General features: G+C 73.8%; 12 protein-coding genes and 1 pseudogene. 8 read left to right on the top strand and 5 right to left on the bottom strand.

Annotation, left to right across the window (positions count from 1 at the left end; all coding sequences use genetic code 11):
• Window positions 1-124: 124 nt before the first annotated feature.
• Complete coding sequence (locus H9624_RS02430; RefSeq protein ID WP_251303393.1) at window positions 125-316, top strand: DUF7455 domain-containing protein; 192 nt, start codon at window positions 125-127, stop codon at window positions 314-316.
• A 103-nt stretch (window positions 317-419) separates the two neighbouring features.
• Window positions 420-1,406 (top strand): GNAT family N-acetyltransferase, encoded by a 987-nt coding sequence (locus H9624_RS02425; protein ID WP_251838314.1) that lies wholly within the window; start codon window positions 420-422, stop codon window positions 1,404-1,406.
• A gap of 3 nt (window positions 1,407-1,409) precedes the next feature.
• Here H9624_RS02425 and H9624_RS02420 read toward each other — a convergent pair whose 3' ends face one another.
• The gene (locus H9624_RS02420; RefSeq protein ID WP_251838313.1) at window positions 1,410-2,264 is read right to left on the bottom strand and encodes a hypothetical protein; all 855 of its coding nucleotides are present in this window, start codon (window positions 2,262-2,264) and stop codon (window positions 1,410-1,412) included.
• Window positions 2,265-2,410: 146 nt separating this feature from the next.
• Between H9624_RS02420 and H9624_RS02415 the strand changes: the two genes are divergently transcribed.
• The gene (locus H9624_RS02415) at window positions 2,411-3,205 is read left to right on the top strand and encodes a MerR family transcriptional regulator (protein WP_251838312.1); all 795 of its coding nucleotides are present in this window, start codon (window positions 2,411-2,413) and stop codon (window positions 3,203-3,205) included.
• Window positions 3,206-3,258: 53 nt separating this feature from the next.
• Here H9624_RS02415 and H9624_RS02410 read toward each other — a convergent pair.
• From H9624_RS02410 to H9624_RS02400, 3 genes and pseudogenes are all read right to left on the bottom strand, one after another.
• Window positions 3,259-4,527: pseudogene (locus H9624_RS02410) on the bottom strand (RNA polymerase sigma factor); the annotation flags it as partial.
• A gap of 184 nt (window positions 4,528-4,711) precedes the next feature.
• A complete protein-coding gene (locus H9624_RS02405; protein ID WP_251838311.1) occupies window positions 4,712-5,119 on the bottom strand; it encodes a universal stress protein in 408 nt (135 codons plus the stop codon).
• A 61-nt stretch (window positions 5,120-5,180) separates the two neighbouring features.
• Window positions 5,181-6,362, bottom strand: coding sequence for a DUF4192 domain-containing protein (locus H9624_RS02400; protein ID WP_251838310.1), 1,182 nt, complete (start codon window positions 6,360-6,362; stop codon window positions 5,181-5,183).
• Window positions 6,363-6,477: 115 nt separating this feature from the next.
• Here H9624_RS02400 and H9624_RS02395 point away from each other — a divergent pair, with 115 nt between their 5' ends.
• Window positions 6,478-7,557: a polyprenyl synthetase family protein gene (locus tag H9624_RS02395; protein ID WP_251838309.1), complete on the top strand. Its 1,080-nt coding sequence runs from the start codon at window positions 6,478-6,480 to the stop codon at window positions 7,555-7,557.
• A 15-nt stretch (window positions 7,558-7,572) separates the two neighbouring features.
• On the opposite strand, the gene H9624_RS02390 is transcribed toward H9624_RS02395, so the two are convergent.
• Window positions 7,573-7,938: an Rv2175c family DNA-binding protein gene (locus H9624_RS02390; RefSeq protein ID WP_251838308.1), complete on the bottom strand. Its 366-nt coding sequence runs from the start codon at window positions 7,936-7,938 to the stop codon at window positions 7,573-7,575.
• Between the two features lie 156 nt (window positions 7,939-8,094).
• On the opposite strand from H9624_RS02390, the gene H9624_RS02385 reads away from it, so the two are divergent.
• The 4 genes from H9624_RS02385 to H9624_RS02370 all read left to right on the top strand — a co-directional run bounded on the left by H9624_RS02385 (window position 8,095) and on the right by H9624_RS02370 (window position 14,318).
• Window positions 8,095-9,564, top strand: a complete 1,470-nt coding sequence (locus H9624_RS02385; RefSeq protein WP_251838307.1) for a lytic transglycosylase domain-containing protein — start codon at window positions 8,095-8,097, stop codon at window positions 9,562-9,564.
• Window positions 9,565-9,640: 76 nt separating this feature from the next.
• Complete coding sequence (gene pknB / locus H9624_RS02380) at window positions 9,641-11,560, top strand: Stk1 family PASTA domain-containing Ser/Thr kinase (protein ID WP_251838306.1); 1,920 nt, start codon at window positions 9,641-9,643, stop codon at window positions 11,558-11,560.
• 170 nt (window positions 11,561-11,730) lie between these two features.
• Window positions 11,731-13,563 carry a ribonucleoside triphosphate reductase gene (locus tag H9624_RS02375; RefSeq protein WP_251838305.1) on the top strand — a complete coding sequence of 611 codons (1,833 nt, stop codon included), beginning with the start codon at window positions 11,731-11,733 and terminating at the stop codon, window positions 13,561-13,563.
• Complete coding sequence (locus tag H9624_RS02370) at window positions 13,560-14,318, top strand: anaerobic ribonucleoside-triphosphate reductase activating protein (RefSeq protein ID WP_251838304.1); 759 nt, start codon at window positions 13,560-13,562, stop codon at window positions 14,316-14,318. Before H9624_RS02375 ends, H9624_RS02370 begins: the two co-directional genes overlap by 4 nt.
• The last annotated feature ends 29 nt before the right edge of the window (window positions 14,319-14,347 follow it).

Genomic DNA, 14,347 nt, shown 5'->3' with positions numbered 1-14,347 from the left:
GCGCCGGCCGTCGTCGTGACCCTGGTCACCGGATCCCGCCACCCGGTCCGCTGGAAGCGAACGGGGTGCCGTCCCGGGGATGTTTCCGGCGCCGACGTGGTTGTATGCAGGTGTGAACGCAACGATGACCGCCCCGCTGACCGCACAGGACCGCTGCGACCGCTGCGGCGCCCAGGCGTATGTGCGCGTGGGACTGCCCGTAGGGGAGCTGCTCTTCTGCGCGCACCACGCCCGCAAGCACGCCGAGGCACTCGAAGGGGTCGCCACGGCCATCCAGGACGAGACGCACCGTCTCACCGAGGACAACGCCCGCTGAGAGGCGCCCTCCACGACAGACCGCAGGCGCCGGCACCCGATGGGTGTCGGCGCCTGCGCTATTTCCCATGACGGCCGGCGGCGCGCCCCGTAATCTCCGCGGCATGAGCACCGCACCCGCCCCCGTCTCCGGCCTGCGCTGGCGGCCCATCACCCCGCAGGACGTCCCCGACTGGCACGGGCTCGTCCGGGCGATCGAGGCGGCCGACGACCCCGCCGAGCGCTACACCCCCGAGGACCTCCACGACGAGCTGCTCGACGGCTCGTGGAAGGACCCGGCCCGCGACAGCACCATCGGCATCGACGACGACGGCGTCCCGCGCGCCTTCGGGCACGTCCAGGTGCTCCCGGGTGACGTGCGCACGGTCCGTGCCTTCTGCTGGGGCGGGGTGCACCCGCTGTGGCGCGGCCGCGGGATCGGCCGCGAGCTGCTCGCCTGGCAGGAGCGGCTGGGGCGGGAGAAGATCGCCGCCGCACGGTCCACCGGACCGGGACGCGTGCTCGTCAACGTCGACGACGGGCTCACCGCCACCGAGCGCCTCCTGGACCGGGCCGGGTTCCGGCGGCTGCGCGTCTACCTCGAGCTCACCCGCCCGCTGGACGCCGAGATCGCCGCGCCCGCCCTGCGGGAGGGCCTGCGGCTCGTGCCCTACGACCCGGGCCTCAGCGAGCCGGTCCGGCTGGCCCACAACGAGGCCTTCGCCGACCACTGGGGCAGCGAGCCCCGCGACCCGGAGAACTGGGAGCGCCAGAGCGTCGGCGGGCGCTACTTCCGCCCCTCGTGGAGCTTCGTCGTCCTCGACGGCGACCAGGTCGCCGGGTACAGCCTCACCTCCGCCTACGAGCAGGACTGGGCGGCGCAGGGCTACTCGGCCGGGTGGACCGACCTCCTCGGTGTCCGGCGGCCGTGGCGGCGCGCGGGCGTGGCCAGCGCCCTCCTGGCGGCGACCATGCGGGCCCTGCGGGAGGACGGGATCGAGCGGGCCGACCTCGGCGTCGACGTCGAGAACCCGAACCGGGCCCTGGACCTCTACACGGGCCTCGGCTACCGCGAGTCGCGCCGGTCCCTCGCCTACGGCAAGGACGTGTGAGGCTCAGCCCCGCGCCTCGGTCACCAGGATGACGTCCTGCGCCCGCGGCAGCGTCACGTCCGCGAGCGGGTCGGGGTCGCCGCCGGCAGGGTCCCAGTCCTCGGCGAGCACCTCCCACGCGTCGTCGTCGAGGTCGACGACGACGGCGGCGAGCCGGCCGCCGCTGACGAGGACACGCGCGGCACAGGGCACCCCGCGCGCGGAGGTGAAGCGCGCACTTACCGGGAAGGTGAAGGAGTGCGGCACGGCGAGCGGGGCGCCCTCGGGCACGGACAGCTCGACCATCTGCGGGGCGTCCTCCGGCTCGCCCCAGACCTCCTCGCGGGCACCGGCGAGCTGGGCGCGCAGGCGCAGGGAGTCGTAGTCCTCGGTGTGCGCGAGGATCGCGCCGACGAGCTCGCGCACGGGCTCCGGGAGGGGACGCAGGACGGGACCCTCGGGGGCGTCGTCCTCCTCGTCGGTGGCCTCGGCCCGCCGCTCGAGGAAGGAGACGGCCAGCGAGGCGCCGACGCCGGCCAGGGCCATCGCCAGCCGCGGGCGGCGCACCCCCATGCGCACGAGCCGGCGCTGGAGCGCCCGGTCCATGGCCTCGCCGAGCTCGGCGGCCCCGTAGACGAGCCCGACGGCGCCGGCGGTGAACGCGGCCCGGCTGGGCAGGTCGAGGGCGGAGTCCCCGTCCGTGCCCAGCCACACGCCGGCGCCGGTGGTCCCGGCGACGGCGGTCCGCAGCGCGAAGCGGGTGGCCGGGGTGCGGCGGGCCGGGTCCGGCAGCGTGAGGAGCCCGGTGGCGGCGGCGGTCACGAGGTCGGAGGTGCGCAGGCCCAGCGGCCGGCGCGTGGTCGAGGTGTCGGTGCTCACCGGTCGATCGTAGAGGTCGGCCGCGCCCCCCCCTCGTCCGCAGCCGGACCTGCCGGGCGGTCCGGGCCCACATCCCGCACGCGCAGCCCCGCGGTCCGGGAGGATGGGCTTGACCCTCACGCGGCGTCAGGCGCCACGGTGGAGGCATGACCGACGGAACAGGAGTCCTCACGGTGCTGACGGTGGGCCAGGTGGCCGAGCGCTTCGGCGTCACGGTGCGCACGCTGCACCACTACGACGCGATCGGCCTGCTGAGCCCGAGCGCCCGCAGCCAGGCCGGCTACCGGCTCTACACCGAGGAGGACGTCACCCGCCTGCAGCACGTCGTCGTCTACCGGCGGCTGGACTTCTCCCTGGAGGAGATCGCCCAGCTGCTCGACGACGGCACGCGGCCGGCCCTGCTCGAGCACCTGCGACGGCAGCGTTCCGCGGTCGTGTCCCGGCTGGAGGAGCTCGCCGAGCTCGTCACGGCCATCGACCGAGCACTGGAGAAAGAGATGACCGGGGTGAACCTCACCAAGGAGGAGCAGCGCGAGCTGTTCGGCGACGGGTTCAGCGACGAGTACGCCGCCGAGGCGAAGGACCGCTGGGGCGACACCGACGCGTGGCGCCAGTCCCAGCAGCGCACGTCCCGCTACACCAAGGCCGACTGGGAGGAGATCAAGGCGGAGGCCGAGGAGGTCAACGCCGCCTTCGTCGCCGCCCTGGAGGCGGGTGAGCCCGCGACGAGCGAAGCCGCCATGGACGCCGCCGAGCGGGCCCGGCTCCACATCCACGAGCGCTTCTACTCGCTCTCGGCGGACTTCCACCGCAACCTCGGGGACATGTACGTGAGCGACCCGCGCTTCACGAAGACCTACGAGGACATCCGTCCCGGGCTGGCGCAGTACGTCCGCGACGCCATCCACGCCAACGCCGACCGCCACGCGGCACGCGGCTAGGACGGCCGAAGGCCCGCACCGTGCCGGTGCGGGCCTTCGTCGTACGCGTGCGCTCAGTCCAGGTAGTCGCGCAGGACCTGCGAGCGGCTGGGGTGACGGAGCTTGGACATCGTCTTGCTCTCGATCTGACGGATGCGCTCACGGGTGACGCCGTAGACCTTGCCGATCTCGTCCAGGGTCTTCGGCTGGCCGTCGGTGAGGCCGAAGCGCATGGACACGACGCCGGCCTCGCGCTCGGAGAGCGTGTCGAGCACCTGGTGGAGCTGCTCCTGGAGGAGGGTGAAGCTCACGGCGTCGGCCGGGACGACGGCCTCGGAGTCCTCGATGAGGTCACCGAACTCGCTGTCACCGTCCTCACCGAGGGGGGTGTGCAGGGAGATCGGCTCACGGCCGTACTTCTGGACCTCGACGACCTTCTCGGGCGTCATGTCCAGCTCCTTGGCCAGCTCCTCCGGGGTGGGCTCGCGGCCCAGGTCCTGGAGCATCTGGCGCTGGACGCGGGCCAGCTTGTTGATGACCTCGACCATGTGCACGGGGATGCGGATGGTGCGGGCCTGGTCGGCCATGGCGCGGGTGATCGCCTGACGGATCCACCAGGTGGCGTACGTCGAGAACTTGTAGCCCTTGGTGTAGTCGAACTTCTCCACGGCGCGAATGAGGCCGAGGTTGCCCTCCTGGATGAGGTCCAGGAAGAGCATCCCGCGCCCGGTGTAGCGCTTGGCGAGGGAGACGACGAGGCGGAGGTTGGCCTCGAGGAGGTGGTTCTTGGCGAGGCGGCCGTCGTTGGCGATCCACTCGAGCTCACGCTTGAGCTTGCCGGAGACGTCCTCGCTGGCGAGCTTCTCCTCGGCGAACAGGCCGGCCTCGATGCGCTTGGCGAGCTCGACCTCCTGCTCGGCGTTGAGGAGGGCGACCTTGCCGATCTGCTTGAGGTAGTCCTTGACCGGGTCGGCGGTGGCGCCGGCGGTGACGACCTGCTGGACCGGGGCGTCGTCGTCGTCGTTGTCGGAGACGACGAACCCGCTCTCCTTGCCGGTGGTGGCCTCGGCCTCCGGCGCGGCGGCGGTCTCGCTCGCCTCGCCAGTGGTCGCCGTGGTCTCCTCGACGTCGGGGACCGCCTTGAGGGCCGCCTTCTTGGCGGCGGTGGTCTTCGTGGCCGTGCGCTTGGTAGCCGTGCTGGTCTCCTTCTTCGCCGCGGGCTTCTTGGCCGTGGTCGACTTCGCGGGCGCCTTGGCCCGGGTCTTCGTCGACGTCTCCTCGACCGACGCGGTGGTGCCGCCGGCAGAGGTGCGCGCGGCGTGCGTGCGGCTGGAGGTGCTCTGGGCGTGCGACGACACAGAAAGCCTTTCGGAGGGGAATGGGGGTTCCGGCTTCGAGCCGGTGCGCTGCCTACAATTATAACTCGCCATGCCCGTCCGCGCGGTCTCACGCGGACGCCAGTCCATCGGCAGCCACCCGTGTCAACACGGCAGGCGCCCCCGGCATTCCCCGGCCGGTGGCGGAAACTCAGTAGGAGCGGCGCTCCGTGGAGGGCGGCTTGACCGCGAGCACCGGGCACGGCGCGTCGAGGAGGATGCGCTGGGCGTTGGAGCCGAGGATGAGCTTGCCCACCGGCGAACGGCGGCGCAGCCCGATGACGATGAGCTCGGCCCCCGTCTCCTCGGCGGTCTCGACGAGGTCGGAGGCGACGTCGTTGCCGCGGCCGAGCTGGCGCACGTCGTAGGCGACGTCGGCGTCGTCCAGTCGGTCACGCAGGGCGTCGAGCTCGGCGTCGACGTCGGCGTGCTGCTCCTGCCGGGAGCGCCGGGAGATGACGACGACGACGCGTGCGTCCCGTCGTCGGGCCTCCGCGACGCCGGTCTCCAGCGCCGCCTCGCCCTCCGGGGTTGCGAGGTAGCCCACGACGACCGTCATTCAGCACTCCATCCTCCGGCTCGCGCCGGGACGTCCTGGGCCTGCTCCGTGTGGGCTGACGCTACCGGATCGGCGGGCTCGGGGCCGCCGGGTCACCCGAGGCGGTCCGGACCCACCCCGGCGGGAGGCGCGCCGCGAGGGCCTCGTCGACGAGCTCGGCCAGGCGGGTGCGCGGCCGCGCACGCAGCGCCTGCTGGGCGAGGACGTCGGCGCGGGCGCCGTCGGCGCACCACCACGCGACCCAGGCGAGCAGGCCGAGCGCCAGTGCCCCCGAGCGGCGTGGCACGCAGGCCACGAGCGCCCGCAGGACGGCGGCGGCGGGCTCCACCCTGTCCTGGTCCGGCGGGGGCCCACCGGGGAGCATCGCGAGGTCGAGGATCTCCTCGGTCCGGGCCCGGTCGAGCACGCGGCCGGCCAGCGGGTGGATCACCGAGCACAGGACGCTGTCGCGCACGGTGTTGTCCTCCAGGGCGGCCGCGAGCATGCCGAGCTCGCTCGCCGGCAGGACGGCGCCGCGTACGGCGAGGGCCACGAGCCGCTCCCAGCGGCGCCGCTCCTCCTCCCGCCACTCGGTCACCTCCCGCTGGTCGACGGCCGGCGCCGCACCCGGGACACCGAAGGCCGCACCGGGCAGCGCCGCTCCCCCGCCGCTGCGGGCGCGCAGCTCCGCGAGCCGGCGGCGGCCCTCCCGCGTCGCACGCGTGGCGGCCCGTCGACGCTCGGCGTCGGTGGTGCGGGGCACCGCGAGGTCCTCCCGCGCGGGGACGAGGGCGAGGCCGTGGAGGACGAGGGTGGCGACGACGGGCCGCTGGTCGAGCTCGGCGGCGTCGCGGGTGGCGGGGGCGCACTCCTCGCCGGTCCCCCAGCACCCGTAGGTGCCGGCGCCCACCACCCAGGGGCCGGGTGGGTCCGCCCACGAGGTGAGGGTGCGCAGGTGCTCCAGGGCGCCACGCACGAGAGGGTCGGCCGCGAGCCGGTCCCGGGGCAGGTCGGAGTAGAGGACGACGAAGACGTCGTGGGCCCCCTCCTCCGCCATGAGCCGGGAGACGTCGCGGACGAGGGCGGGTCCCACCCGCGGGTGACCGATGTCCGCGAGATCGGCCCGGGTGACGAGTCCCAGGCGGTTGCGCTCCCCGCACATCGCGAGCAGGACCACCGAGTCCCGCGGGCGGAAGCCGAGCCGGTAGGGCAGGTAGGCGACGATGTCCTCGGGCTGGGAGATCGTGATGGTCGTCGTGTTCATGGGCCCATCGCACACCGCCGCGGGTGTCCACCACCGGGGCGCAGGCGCCCGTTGTGGAGGACACCCGGGCCTGCTCGCCTGGGGAGCAGCGGCCACCACCCGTAGGCTGCCCTGCATGGCAGCACCCACCGCCGGCCTGGCCACGCTCGTGACCGACCGTGTCGCCACCGCCCTGCGCGAGCACACCCGCCCCTTCGAGTCCCTCGAGGGGGTGGAGGAGCTGCTGTCCGCCGGTGAGGCCCTGCTCGGCGGGGGCAAGCGGCTGCGCGCGGCCTTCTGCACCGCCGGCTGGACTGCCTTCACCGACCGGCCGGTGACGGCCGGCTCGGCGCCCGTCCTCGCGGGCAGCGCCCTCGAGCTCTTCCAGGGCGCCGCACTCGCCCACGACGACCTCATGGACGGGTCGCTGACGCGCCGCGGCCTGCCGGCCGTCCACCGGCGGATGGCGGGCGAGCACGCCGAGCGGGGCTGGCTGGGCGACCCGGACCGGCACGGGGCCGCCGGCGCCATCCTCCTCGGCGACCTGCTCCTGTCGGTGTCCTCCGTCGAGATGGACCTCGCGCGGCGGCTCGTCGACGACGCCGCCTCCACGCGGGCGCGAGCCACCTGGGACCTCATGACGACCGAGGTGGCCGTGGGGCAGTACCTCGACGTGCGCTCCCAGGTGCTGCCGTGGAACGAGCAGGACGACGTCGACCGCGCGCTCACGGTCGTGCAGCACAAGTCGGCGCGCTACAGCGTCGAGCACCCGCTCGTCCTCGGCGCCGCCCTCGCCGGCGCGCCGGACGAGGCCCTCGCCGCGCTGCGCCGGGTGGGCCTCCCCCTCGGGGTGGCCTTCCAGCTGTGGGACGACGTCCTCGGCGTCTTCGGCGAGCCCGAGGTCACCGGCAAGCCCGCCGGTGACGACCTGCGCGAGGGCAAGCGCACCGTGCTCCTCGCCCTGGCGCTGCGGGGCGCGGACGCCGAGCAGCGCGCCACCCTGCAGCGGCACGTGGGCCGCCCGGACCTGTCCGCGGACGACGTCGCGCTGCTGCGCACCGTCCTGGAGACGACCGGCGCCGTCGAGGAGCACCAGCGGCTCGTCGACAGCCACCTCGACGAGGGCCTGGCCGCGCTGGACACGCTCGGCCTGCCCGCCGCGAGCCACGAGATGCTCACCGGGCTGGCGCGCCGGCTCACCGCCCGCGCGGCCTGAGCCGCCGCCCGCCCCTCAGACCGCGAAGGTCTGGGCGAGCCGGCGCACCTCGTGGATCCGCTGCGCCCGGAGCGCGGCGATCGGCGTGGTGCCCAGCTCCTCCTGCTCGCTGAGCAGCCACTCCACGGCCTCGTCGACCGTGAAGCCGGTGTCGGTGAGCAGGGTGAGCGTGCCGCGCAGCGAGGGCACCGGCCCCGGCTCCGCGGCGCCGTCCTCCGCGGTGACGATGAAGTCGCGCGGGACGAGGAAGGGCCCCTCCTCCTGCGGGCGGGTGCCGGCCAGGTGGTGGTCGCGCAGGAGGTCCCGGACGTCGCGCAGCCGCACATCGAGGAGCTCGGCGACCTCGGGCAGGGAGCACCAGCGGGGGTCTGAGTCGGTCATCCCGGCAGCCTAACGAGCCCGGCGGCCCCTGCCGTCCCCGCCTTTACGTGCCGCCTCGATAACGCTAGTGTCACAGCGTTCACTCTCGCCCCACCAATAACACCAGCCACTGTGGTCCCGTCTGCGACACGCCGGGACCCGTCGCGGAGGACATCGATGAAGGCTCGCACTCGCACCCGGGCGCCCCGCCCCGCCGGCCGCACCGGCGTGGGCCTCGTGCTCGCGGCGACCACCGTCGCGGCGATGACCGTGCCGGCCGGCGCCGCCACCGCGGCCCCCGCCGCGCCCACCGTGGGCGCCACGGCGCTCGCGCTCACCGCGCCCGCCACCCAGCGCAGCCTGCCGACGGGCACCTACCAGGTCCGCGCCGGGGACACCGTCAGCACGATCGCCGCCCGCGCGGGCACGACCGTCTCCGCGATCGTCTCGGCGAACAACCTCAACTCCCGGGCCCTCATCAAGGTGGGACAGGTGCTGCGCCTGCCGGCCGCCGGCAAGGCCGCGACCGCCGCCCCCACCCGCGCCGCCAGCTCCACCACGCACACGGTCGCCGCGGGTGACACCGTCTCGGCGCTCGCCAAGCGGTACGGCAGCACGGTCGAGGAGATCGTCTCCGCCAACCGTCTCGGCTCGCGCGCGCTCATCATCATCGGCCAGCGCCTCACCATCCCCGGCGCCTCCGCCAGCGGCGTGAGCGCCGCCCCCGCGGCGAACCGCCCGGCCGCCCAGAGCGCGAGCACCCACGTGGTCCGCGCCGGGGACACCGTCTCCGGCATCGCCCAGCGCTACGGCACCACGGTCGAGCGCATCGCCTCCGCCAACGGCCTGAGCGACCCCGGCCTCATCCGCATCGGCCAGCGCCTCACCGTCTCGGGCGGCGGCTCGGGCTCAGCCCCCGCCGCCAAGCCCGCCGCCAAGCCGGCGACGGTCCCGGTGAGCAGCACCGCCTCCCGCACCCACGTGGTCGCGGCCGGGGACACCGTCTCGGGCCTCGCCTCGCGCTACGGCTCGACGACGTCGGCGATCATCTCCGCCAACAACCTTCCCGGCTCCGGGCTCATCTACGTCGGCCAGCGTCTCACCGTGCCCGGCGGCTCCGGTGGTGGCACGAGCGCGGGTGGCGGCAGCACGAGCGGCGGCCAGCTCGTCGGCAGCACCTTCCTCGGGCGCACCTACGCGAGCGACGTCGTCGGCGCGGCCAACACGAACAAGGCGACGCTGCTGTCGATGAGCGTCCCCTCCCGCGACCAGATGCGCGCCATGGTCCGCAGCACCGCGGTGACCATGGGCGTGGACCCGGCGCTGGCCCTGGCCATCGCCCAGCAGGAGTCCGGCTTCGACATGCGCGCCGTCTCCCCTGCGAACGCCGTCGGCGTCATGCAGGTCATCCCGAGCTCGGGCCAGTGGGCCTCGGACCTCGTCGGCCGCCGGCTCAACCTGCTCGACCCGCAGGACAACGTCGTCGCCGGCGTCGCGATCCTGCGCCAGCTGGTCCGCACCGCCGACAACTTCGACCAGGCGGTCGCCGGCTACTACCAGGGCCTGGCCGGGGTCAAGCGCAACGGCATGTACGCCGACACCCGCAACTACGTCGCGGGCATCAAGAACCTCATGCGGCAGTTCTGACGGAGCACGACGACGCGGCCCGCCTCACCGGTCCCCTTACCGGTCGGGGCGGGCCCGCCACTCTAGACTCGGCCCCGTGCAGCGCACCGTGAGCGACCCCATGCTCGGCCGTCTCGTCGACGGCCGGTACGAGGTGCGTGCCCGCATCGCACGGGGCGGCATGGCCACCGTCTACCGGGCGCTGGACCGGCGCCTGGACCGCACCGTGGCCCTCAAGGCCATGCACCCGCACCTCGCGGAGAGCGCGGACTTCGTGGCCCGCTTCCGCCGCGAGGCACGGTCGGCCGCCCGGCTCAACCACCCCGGGATCGTCGCGATCTACGACCAGGGCCTGGCCGACGACACGAGCTACCTCACGATGGAGCTCATCGAGGGCCACAACCTGCGCACCGAGCTGCGCCGGCAGGGCGCCCTGCCACTCGGCCGCGCGCTCGACGTCGTCGACGGTGTGCTCGACGCCCTCGCCTGCGCCCATCGCGCCGGCGTGGTCCACCGCGACGTCAAGCCGGAGAACGTCCTCCTGGAGCGCGACGGGCGCCCCAAGGTCACCGACTTCGGTCTCGCGCGCGCCGTCACCGAGGCCACGGCCGCCTCGACCGGCACCGTGCTCGGCACCGTCGCGTACCTCGCCCCCGAGATCGTCACCTCCGGGGTCGCCGACGCGCGCGCGGACGTCTACGCCGTCGGGATCGTCCTCTTCGAGCTCATCACCGGCTCCCAGCCCTTCGTCGCCGACCAGCCGATCCGCGTGGCCTTCCAGCACGTCAACGACGGCGTGCCGCGGCCCTCCTCCCGGGTCGAGTGGCTCCCGGCGGAGGTGGACGAGCTCGTCGCCGCCCTCACCGCGCGCGACGCCGAGGACCGGCCCGCCGACGCCGACGCCGCCCTCGCGCTCCTGCGCCGCACGCGTGCCACCCTCGACGACCCCACCCTCGCCCGCCGCGCGGACGTCGCCCCCGCCGTCGAGGAGGAGGACGCCGAGGCGACCGGCGGCTCCGCCACCGACGTGACGCCGCTGCCCGCCGGCACCGTCGCCCTGCCCATCGGCGCGATCCACGCCGGCGCCCCCGACCCCGGACCCGCCGGACCGGCCCGTCGTCGCCGTCGTCGCCGGGTCTTCGCGCTCACCATGGTGCTGGCCCTGCTCGCCCTCGCCGGTGGCGGCTCGTGGTGGTGGTTCACCCAGGGCCCCGGCGCCTACGTCACCGTGCCCGAGGTCGTCGGTCTCGCCGAGGACGACGCCGTCGCCGTGCTCAGCGAGGCAGGCATCGACCTCACGGTCGAGCGCGAGCACCACGACACCGTGCCCGAGAACGAGGTCGTCTCCGCCGATCCCGCCCCGGGAGACCGCGTCCGCACCGACGGCACCGTCGTCCTCCACGTCTCCCGCGGCATCCTCATGGTCGAGGTCCCCGAGCTCGTCGGCCTCACGCAGGACGAGGCGGCCGCCGCGCTCGAGGAGGCCCAGCTCGGCGTCGGGCAGGTCGAGACCCCGTACGACGACGACGTCCCCGAGGGCGAGGTGATGTCCGCGAGCCAGGAGGCCGGGGAGGTCATCCCCTACGACCAGCCCGTGGACCTCGTCGTGTCCGCCGGGCGGGAGCCCGTCGAGCTCGTCTCGGTGGTCGGCGCCGACACCGACACCGCCGTGTCCGACCTCGAGAACGCCGGCCTGAGCGCCGTCGTCGAGGAGGACTACCACCCCGAGGTCCCGGCCGGCCGGGTCGTGAGCCAGAGCCCCGAGCCGGGTGAGGACGTCCAGCTCTACCGGGGCGACGAGGTGACCGTCACCGTCTCCCTCGGCCCGCAGCCGGTCGAGCTGCCCGACCTCATCGGTCGCCAGGTGGGCGCCGCCACCGACGAGCTCGAGGCCGCGGGCTTCGTCGTCAAGGTCGAGCGGGTGCTCGGCGGGATCTTCGGGACCGTGCGCAGCATGTCGCCGGACGCGGGCGAGCTCGCGGTGCCGGGCACGACCGTCACCCTCACCGTCGTCTGACGTCTCCCGGATCCGGGACAAAGGTCCCGCGCCGGCCACCATTCGTCCGGTTCGACCACCACATCTTGTGGCGCGAGAAGCGACACGCCCCAACACCTAGTGGTTACTCCCTGACGCACCGGCTCTAGCGTCTGTCCTGCCACGGACCGCACGAGCCTCGGGAGAAGCCCATGGACCACCGACCCACCCACGTCGACCCGATCACCACCGTCGAGGAGTACCTGGACCGCAGCGACTGGCGGGTGAACGCCAACGCCAACCAGGGCTACTCGCTGGGCGGGATGATGCTCAACACCTCGGGGAAGGTCGTCGCCAACTACTGGCTCGACCGCGTCTACGCCCCCGACGCTGGCCGCGCCCACCGCGAGGGCGACCTCCACATCCACGACCTCGACATGCTCGCCGGCTACTGCGCGGGCTGGTCCCTGCGGCGGCTGCTCGAGGAGGGCTTCAACGGCGTGCCCGGTGCCATCTCCGCCGCACCCGCCCGCCACTTCTCCTCCGCCGTCGGGCAGATCGTCAACTTCCTCGGCACCCTCCAGAACGAGTGGGCCGGCGCGCAGGCCTTCAGCTCCTTCGACACCTACATGGCGCCCTTCGTCCGGCTGGACGACATGACCTACCCGCAGGTCAAGCAGTGCGTGCAGGAGCTCGTGTACAACCTCAACGTCCCCTCCCGGTGGGGCACCCAGACCCCGTTCACCAACCTCACCTTCGACTGGACCTGCCCGCCGGACCTGCGCGAGCAGGTGCCGCTCATCGGCGGTGAGCCCTGCGACTTCACCTACGGGGAGCTCCAGCACGAGATGGACCTCGTCAACCGCGCCTACATGGAGGTGATGACCGAGGGCGACGCGAACGGGCAGGTCTTCACCTTCCCGATCCCCACGTACAACATCACCAAGGACTTCGACTGGGACGCGGAGAACACCGAGCGGCTCTTCGCGATGACCGCGAAGTACGGGCTGCCCTACTTCCAGAACTTCATCAGCTCCGACCTCGACCCGGGCATGATCCGCTCGATGTGCTGCCGTCTCCAGCTCGACCTGCGCGAGCTCCTCAAGCGCGGCAACGGGCTGTTCGGCTCGGCGGAGCAGACCGGATCGCTCGGCGTCGTCACCGTCAACATGGCCCGCCTGGGCTACCTCCACGCGCACGACGAGCCCGGGCTCGTCCGCCGCCTCGACGAGCTCATGGACATCGCCCGCGACACCCTCGAGCTCAAGCGCGTCGTCATCCAGGAGCACATCGACGGCGGCCTGTTCCCGTGGACCCGCCGCTACCTCGGCACGCTCGAGAACCACTTCTCGACCATCGGCGTCAACGGCATGAACGAGATGGTCCGCAACTTCACCCTCGGCGAGTACGACCTCACCGACCCGCGGGGGCACGCACTGTGCGCCCGTCTCCTCGACCACGTGCGCGAGCGGATGGTCGAGTACCAGGAGGCCACCGGGCACCTGTACAACCTCGAGGCGACGCCGGCGGAGGGCACGACCTACCGCTTCGCCAAGGAGGACCGCAAGCGCTTCCCCGGCATCCTCCAGGCCGGCACCGAGACCAACCCGTACTACACGAACTCCTCCCAGCTTCCGGTCGGTTTCACCGACGACCCCTTCGAGGCCCTCGAGCGGCAGGAGGAGCTGCAGGGGAAGTACACCGGCGGCACGGTCCTGCACCTGTACATGAGCGAGCGGATCTCCTCGGCGCAGGCGTGCAAGGAGATCGTGCGCCGGGCCCTGGAGAGCTTCCGCCTGCCCTACATCACCATCACCCCGACGTTCTCGGTGTGCCCGAACCACGGCTACCTCGCCGGTGAGCACCACACCTGCCCGCGCTGCGGCGTCGACCGCGAGGAGCCGGTGGCCTGCGAGGTGTGGACCCGCGTCATGGGCTACTTCCGGCCGGTCAGCTCCTTCAACATCGGCAAGAAGGGCGAGTACGCCGAGCGGGAGATGTTCACCGAGCAGGCCGCCGTCTCCTCCCCCGTCGCGGCGCCGTGAGCACCGTCGCGGCGGGCCACCCGCCCGCACCGGCCCGTGCCGGCGACCTCCAGGTCGCCGGGATGACGCCGCTGTCGACGGTCGACTGGCCCGGGCGGCTCGCCGCGACGGTCTTCTGCCAGGGCTGCCCGTGGGACTGCTCCTACTGCCACAACCCGGCGCTCATCGCACCGCGCACCCCCGGCACGCTCCCCTGGGAGGACGTGCTCGCCTTCCTCCGCCGACGACGACGCCTCCTGGACGCCGTCGTCATGTCCGGCGGGGAGGCCACCCGCCAGGGCGCGCTCCTCCCCGCCGTCCGCGAGGTGCGCGGGCTCGGGTTCGCCGTCGGTCTCCACACCGCGGGGCCCTACCCGCGGCGGCTGGCCGCGCTGCTCGGCGACGTCGACTGGGTGGGCCTGGACCTCAAGGCGCTGCCCGAGGACTACCACGACGTCGTGCGGCGGCCCGGTGCGGGCCACCTCGCGTGGGAGTGCCTCGACCTGCTCGTCGCGTCGGGCGTCGACCACGAGGTGCGCACGACCGTCGCGCCCGGCTCCCCCGCCGCCCGCCACGCCGTCGAGATCGCCCGGCGCGCCCGCGACGCGGGTGCCCGCGCCTTCGCCCTCCAGGTGGTCCGCACGGCCGGCACGCGCGCGGAGTTCGCCGCCGCGCACTCGTCGGCCGACCACCGCGCCTGGCGGGAGGAGGTGACGAGCCTCGACGAGCAGATCGCCGCGCTCGGCCTGCCGCACTACGAGCTGCGCCCCGGCTGAGCACCGCCGGGTCGCGGCGCGCGGGACCG

It is taken from the genome of Oceanitalea stevensii, assembly GCF_014837105.1.
GTDB lineage: Bacteria > Actinomycetota > Actinomycetes > Actinomycetales > Actinomycetaceae > Oceanitalea > Oceanitalea stevensii.
Note: the sequence above shows the minus strand (reverse complement) of the source record. Positions and strands in the feature narration are given on the sequence as shown.

Excerpts from the sequence above, each read along its gene's own strand:
- H9624_RS02390 (WP_251838308.1), bottom strand. The coding sequence starts at position 7,938 with ATGACCGACTCAGACCCCCGCTGGTGCTCCCTGCCCGAGGTCGCCGAG.
- H9624_RS02425 (WP_251838314.1), top strand. The coding sequence starts at position 420 with ATGAGCACCGCACCCGCCCCCGTCTCCGGCCTGCGCTGGCGGCCCATC.
- H9624_RS02430 (WP_251303393.1), top strand. The coding sequence starts at position 125 with ATGACCGCCCCGCTGACCGCACAGGACCGCTGCGACCGCTGCGGCGCC.
- H9624_RS02415 (WP_251838312.1), top strand. The coding sequence starts at position 2,411 with ATGACCGACGGAACAGGAGTCCTCACGGTGCTGACGGTGGGCCAGGTG.
- H9624_RS02405 (WP_251838311.1), bottom strand. The coding sequence starts at position 5,119 with ATGACGGTCGTCGTGGGCTACCTCGCAACCCCGGAGGGCGAGGCGGCG.
- H9624_RS02375 (WP_251838305.1), top strand. The coding sequence starts at position 11,731 with ATGGACCACCGACCCACCCACGTCGACCCGATCACCACCGTCGAGGAG.
- H9624_RS02385 (WP_251838307.1), top strand. The coding sequence starts at position 8,095 with ATGAAGGCTCGCACTCGCACCCGGGCGCCCCGCCCCGCCGGCCGCACC.
- H9624_RS02395 (WP_251838309.1), top strand. The coding sequence starts at position 6,478 with ATGGCAGCACCCACCGCCGGCCTGGCCACGCTCGTGACCGACCGTGTC.
- H9624_RS02400 (WP_251838310.1), bottom strand. The coding sequence starts at position 6,362 with ATGAACACGACGACCATCACGATCTCCCAGCCCGAGGACATCGTCGCC.